5 protein-coding genes are annotated in these 5,798 nt (G+C 32.3%); 4 read left to right on the forward strand and 1 reads right to left on the reverse strand.

What is annotated here, in order from left to right; translation table 11 throughout:
* Both CHL78_RS20905 and CHL78_RS19370 read left to right on the forward strand, forming a co-directional pair.
* Positions 1-754: hypothetical protein (locus tag CHL78_RS20905; protein WP_116041734.1), on the forward strand; the 754-nt coding region annotated here is incomplete at its 5' end.
* Between the two features lie 26 nt (positions 755-780).
* Entirely contained in the window at positions 781-2,064 is a 1,284-nt protein-coding gene (locus tag CHL78_RS19370; RefSeq protein ID WP_094366641.1) for an FAD-dependent oxidoreductase, read from the forward strand.
* Positions 2,065-2,232: 168 nt separating this feature from the next.
* Here CHL78_RS19370 and CHL78_RS19375 read toward each other — a convergent pair whose 3' ends face one another.
* On the reverse strand, positions 2,233-3,111 hold the full coding sequence (locus CHL78_RS19375) for a LysR family transcriptional regulator (RefSeq protein ID WP_094366642.1): 879 nt from the start codon (positions 3,109-3,111) through the stop codon (positions 2,233-2,235).
* A 227-nt stretch (positions 3,112-3,338) separates the two neighbouring features.
* On the opposite strand from CHL78_RS19375, the gene CHL78_RS19380 reads away from it, so the two are divergent.
* Entirely contained in the window at positions 3,339-4,523 is a 1,185-nt protein-coding gene (locus tag CHL78_RS19380) for a M20 family metallopeptidase (protein ID WP_094366643.1), read from the forward strand.
* A gap of 173 nt (positions 4,524-4,696) precedes the next feature.
* Positions 4,697-5,798, forward strand: a 1,102-nt coding sequence (locus CHL78_RS19385) for a YfcC family protein (RefSeq protein WP_147295861.1), incomplete at its 3' end; no start/stop codon positions are given.

The following is a 5,798-nucleotide window of genomic DNA, read 5'->3' on the forward strand; positions in this document are numbered from 1 at the left end:
ATGTAATATAGTGGATGTAGACGAGATTGGGGAGAGCATATTTCTTGTAAGGATAGAGGTACCAAAGAGTATAGCAAAAGATTTATCAAGTCCAGGAGCGTATGTAATGCTAAAAAGCAAAGATAAACTAAGCGCTATATTTAATGCGCCTATATCAGTTATGGATATGGACTTAGAAAATAATATATTAGAAGTAATTATAAAGCCAAGGGGAATTAAGACAAAATCTATAATGGACCATAAAGAGGTTTGGCTAAAGGGGCCTTATTTTAATGGAGTATTTGGAATAAGAGATTTAAACTTCCAACATGAATCGAATACAGCTGTAATACTTTATGGATTATCTCAAGTAAATTCAATAAACATAATCAAAAAATTATTAGACAATAAAAATAAAGTAGAGGTATTTCTACATTCTAAATCAGTGGTACTAGATGAAGTTGTGGAAAAAATAATGAGTCTAGGGGCAAATATCCACATTGTAGATATAGATGAAGATAGAGAGTTTATCAAAGATTACTTGATAAGAGATAATGTTGGATTAGTTTATAGTGGAGGTCACAATAGCTTTAATAAAAAAATAATGAACATGGTTGATGAAGCAAATAAGGATATTAGATTAGTTATACCTAACAATAATCTAATCTGCTGCGGAGAAGGAATTTGTGGTGCTTGTACAGTTAACTTAAATGGGCAAAGAGTTAAATCATGTAAATCACAAATTGATAGTAGAACTTTTTTAAAATCACTATAAGAATGTATAAGGGGGAGTACTAAGTTATGGCTAAAGTTGTTATTATTGGTGGAGGTTGGGCTGGATGTGCGGCTGCTATAGCTGCAAGGAAAGCTGGAGCTGAGGTTACAGTATTAGAGAGAACAGATTTACTTTTAGGGTTAGGTAATGTTGGTGGAATAATGAGGAATAACGGTAGATATACAGCTACAGAAGAAGCGATGGTGCTAGGTGCAAGAGAATTATTTGAGATGACAGATAAATATTGCACACATAAAGATATAGATTTTCCAGGGCACAAACATGCAACTATTTATAATGTAACTAAGATTGAGCCACCTATAAGAAGAATGATTAAGGATATGGGAATAGAAGTAAAATTATTTAGCAGAGTTATTGATGTAGAGATGGAAGACAATAAGATTACGGCTGTTATCTTAGAAGAAGGAGAAAAAATATACGGAGATGCTTTTGTAGAGACTACAGGATCTACTGGACCTATGGGCAACTGCGTAAAATATGGTAATGGATGTGCAATGTGTGTACTAAGATGCCCTTCATTTGGAGGTAGAGTTAGTGTTACTGAAAGATGTGGTGTAGAGGATATTATAGGTAGAAGAAATAATGGAGATAGTGGTGCTTTTAGTGGGTCTATGAAGTTATTAAAAGAGTCACTTAGTCAAGAGATACAAGACGAGCTAAATTCTAAGGGATGTGCAGTAATACCACTACCAGAAGAGTTTAGAAATGAGGAAAAACTTGATATTAAGGTATGTCAACAGTATGCATTACCTGCATTTGCAGAGAATATTGTATTGATAGATACAGGTCATGCAAAACTTATGTCTCCTTATTTTAATTTAGAAAAATTAAGACAAATTCCAGGATTTGAGGATGCTCTTATAGTAGACCCTTATTCTGGAGGTAAAGGAAACTCTATTAGATATTTATCTGTTGCTCCTAGAGATAATTATATGAGAGTAAGAGGTGTTAGTAATTTATTTGTTGGAGGAGAAAAATCAGGATTTTATGTAGGGCATACAGAAGCTATATGTACTGGTAGTTTGGCAGGTCACAATGCAGCTAGAGCTTGTATAGGTATGTATTTGTTGCAGTTACCTACTAATATACTGATAGGAGATTTTATAAATCATTCTAATCAAGAGATGAAGAAAGAAGAAGGAGATAAGTTGAGATTTACTTTTGCTGGTAGTATATACTTTGACAGAATGAAAGAGTTAGATTTCTACACTACTGACAAGGATGTTATTGCTAATAGGGTTAGAAAGGCTAGTTTGGAAGGAATATATGACAAGAAGTTTATTAAGTAGGATTGATTTAATATAAATTATGTGGGATGATTTCTAGAGTTGATTGGAATCATCCCACTTTTAGTTTGTAGTTTATTACTGTTTAAAATATTTTAGTGAAAGATCAATGTGACGGGGTCGTGTTTCACGACGGGGGGTATTTCCTGATTTTGGGTGTGTATGTTTACATTATAAATTTAAAAAATCTATAAAATTTATAACTGAACTTTTTTCATCTACATTATTATATAATAACCAAGTATTACGAATAATTGGCTCGCCATCCTTTGTAGTTAAATCGATAGTAAAGAATTTATCGTCATCTCTTAAGCAGATGCGCGGTATTATTGAATAACCAGCACTACACTTAACCATTTCTTTGCAAGTATCTATATCATCAACTTCCATGCCAACAAGTGGAGCTACATCAAAGTTTTCATTCCACCAATTTTTAATTTGATCGGTAAGTGATATTTGGTTTGACAAACTTGATTTTGAAACTTTTTTAAGAGTATGAGACACTCTGGGTATATATGGAAGTTTACCTATATCTATAGGTTCTTTTGAAATTATTGATATTCTTTCTTGACTTAATATTTTTCTTTCCCCATTCCAATCATTTAGGCCTCTAGTTATAGCCACATTTACCTTTCTAGTTTTAAGAAGACTCAAGACTTCAGAGCTACTACCAATTGATAGTTTTACTTCAATATCAGGATGTAAGTTTTTAAATTCTTCAATTATAGGAGATAATTTATATCTAGCAAAATTGTTAACTACACCAATATGAATCTTCTTTGAGCTGTTGCCTTTCATATTAGAAATAAATTCTTTCATATTTTGAAAATGATTCAATTCTTTTTTTGACCAATCAACAAGGTACTCACCTTCTTCAGTAAAATGTATCATTCTACCATCTGTTTTTATTATTTGCACATCAAGTTCCTCTTCTATTTGAGATATGCGATAAGATAAAGCTGGTTGGGATACAAAAAGTTTCTTTGCAGCCTTAGTTAAACTTTTTTCTTCATGAATACTAACTAAGTACTCCATAGATTTATAGTCCATAAGTTCACCTCTTTGATTACTTGGGAATGTTATTAATATTTTAGTAAAATATTACCATGAATTGGTGAAAATTGTAATATATAATTTTTTTATAGTTGAAATAAAAAATATATATTTTACTTACGTCCTAGAAAACGATATCATAAAACTTAGAACTAGTTCGATATTATAAAATTAAGAATGAGAAAGTAGCTTATTTTGCGATTTCAACAAATAGGGGGGCCAGTATGTCAAAACAAGAGCTTTATAAGGTTATTGAAGGAGAAAGACAGAGATTATTAGAACTAAATGATTTTATTCATAGCAATCCGGAGCTAGGAAATCAAGAGTTTGAAGCTAGTAAAAGAATTAAGAAATTGTTATCAGATAATAATTTTGACATAGAAGAAAATATCATTGGATTAGAGACTGCATTTATAGGAACATGGAAAAATCATGATAGTGAAGAGGCTCCAGTAATTGGGTTACTATGTGAATATGATGCACTTGAAGGTATAGGACATGCATGTGGACACAATCTTCAATCTCCAAGTATATGTGGCTCAGCAATAGCACTTTCTAAAGTATTAGAAGAATCAGAGCATCCTGTAACACTAAAAGTAATTGGTACACCGGCTGAAGAAACTACTAGTGCAAAAATACCAATGAGTAAAGAAGGAATATTTGATAATTTAGATATTGCAATAATGATGCACGGTGGAGATAGAACTACCGTTGATGGTAAATCATTAGCACTTAACTTAGTTGAGTTTGAATTTACAGGAAAAGCAGCTCATGCAGCTATTGCACCAGAACAAGGTATAAGTGCACTTGATGCTCTATTAATGACATTTAATGGATTAGAATATTTAAGAGAACACATAAGGTCAGATGTTCGTATACATGGAATTATAAAACATGGAGGCGTATCTGCCAATGTGGTACCAGATTATGCACTAGGTCAATTCTACATAAGGGCAAATGATAGACCTCACTTAGATGAAGCAGTAGAAAGAGTATACAATGTTGCTAGAGGAGCAGCTCTTGCTACAGGGGCAAAATTAAATATTAAGGTAGTAAAATCTCTTGATAATAAAATAAATGTCCAAACTTTAAATGATTTATTACTAAAAAATGCAGAGGAAGTAGGGATTCCAAATATAACTCCACCAAGAGAAAAAACAGGTTCTACAGATTTTAGTTTGGTTACATATCGTATACCGGGAGCTTGTTTGAGAGTATCATTTGTACCATTTGGGACTTCTAGCCATACTGAATTAATGACAAGTATGGGAAATAAAAAAGAAGGTCAAGAGGCTATAATCTATGGAGCTAAGGCAATAAGTGGAGCGTGTTATGAAATAGTAACTAGCCCAGAGTTATTAAAACAAATAAAAGATGATTTTAATAGAAATAAATTTGCAAATAATTAATAGGTGAGTCTTAAGAAATAGAAAATCTGGCAGCACATAAATACGACTAATGATAGATAGATTATTGAGATACTAAGTATAACAATCTATCTATTATTAGTTTACGGGGATTATATTTTCAATAAAATAGGAAGTTGTGAGAATAGTATTACATAAAACAAGGGGGATATACTATGGAAAATTCAGCAACATTAAATAAAAAGAAAAAAGAATTTAAAATGCCTCATACTTTTGTAATTATTTTAGGAATTATTGTGTTTTCAACATTACTTACATGGATAGTACCAGCTGGAGTATTTGATAGAGCTGAGAATAGTTTAGGAATGACTGTCATAAACCCAGACAGTTTTAGTTATATTGATTCAAGTCCAGTTAGTATACTTTCAATACCAAAATATATAATAGAAGGATTTATGGAATCTGCAGATTTATTCTTCTTGATACTATTTTCAGGATGTGCATTTGATGTAATAACTTCAAGTGGAGCTTTACAAGCAGCGGTCGGAAAGGTAGCTAAGAAGTTTGCAACAAAAGAATCTATATTTATACCAGCGCTTAGTTTGATATTTGCATTGATATGTACAACTCAAGGCGTTAATATGTTTATAGGATTTGCTCCTATTACTGTTATGATAGCAAGAACCATGGGATTTGATTCTATAGTTGGAGCAGCAGTGATATTACTTGGTGGTGCTGTAGGTTTTGCAACCGGAACTCTAAATACAAGTACTACTATAGTAGGACAAAAGCTTGCAGAACTTCCTTTGTACTCGGGAATTGAATATAGGGCATTTTGTTTTGTAGTATTTCTTATAGTTACTAGTGTGTATTTAGTAAGATATGCTAAAAAGGTAAGACAAAATCCAGAGTTAAGTCCAATGTATGAATTGGATTCTAAAGATACAAAAAGCATCGAAGGAGATCTTGACTCTATTGAAGATATGAAACTTAGAGATTGGCTAGTTATGCTATCTTTAGTTGGAACATTGGCGGTAATTGTATATGGTGGTATGAACCTAGACTGGGGATTAACAGAAAATACTATGGCGTTTGTATGGTTAGGAATAATAGCAGGTATATTTGCAGGATATGATTCAAATAAGATAGCTTCATGTTTTGTAAATGGAGCAAAGAGAATGATTTCAGCGGCGATGATAATTGGTATGGCAAGAGCTGTATCAGCAATACTTTCAGATGGAGCAATACTTGATAGTATTGTAAACTCTATGGGTGCAGTATTAATGGTATTACCTACGTTTTTACAAGGTATAGCAA

Source organism: Romboutsia weinsteinii (assembly GCF_002250835.2).
GTDB classification, from domain to species: Bacteria; Bacillota; Clostridia; order Peptostreptococcales; family Peptostreptococcaceae; genus Romboutsia_A; species Romboutsia_A weinsteinii.